The organism is Bacillus sp. SIMBA_026, from assembly GCF_046535335.1.
Classification (GTDB): Bacteria; Bacillota; Bacilli; order Bacillales; family Bacillaceae; genus Bacillus; species Bacillus velezensis.
The window spans coordinates 1-277 of record NZ_JAWRWX010000120.1 but is presented as its reverse complement, the minus strand read 5'-3'; the positions used below and the strand labels follow the sequence as shown (position 1 = coordinate 277).

Annotated in this window: 1 protein-coding gene; it reads right to left on the bottom strand. The window is 62.8% G+C overall.

The genetic code is table 11. The features are described from left to right. On the bottom strand, positions 1 to 277 hold a 277-nt coding region (locus SB847_RS20910; protein ID WP_410578512.1), incomplete at both ends, for a CoA-binding protein.

Sequence of the window (277 nt, the reverse complement as noted above, 5' to 3'; positions counted from 1 at the left end):
ATCTCTTTCAGGAGTTCGTCGTCCCGGTCGGCAAGGTTAGAGAGTTGGGCGCGCAACGCTGCGAGCCGCGCCACGCCTTCTGAAAGTTCGTCCGCCACGACCAAAGCGGCCAGAGGGACATCAAGAATTCGGGCAATTACGGCCGCTTCGCTGATCGGCGTCGGGCGATCTCCTCGTTCGACTGCTTCTTTGGCGCGCAGGGTGGCCGCCTCGTCAACAACGCCGAGTTGCAGCCACACAGCCTTGGCTCCGATCGCGATGGCTTGGTCCACGACGG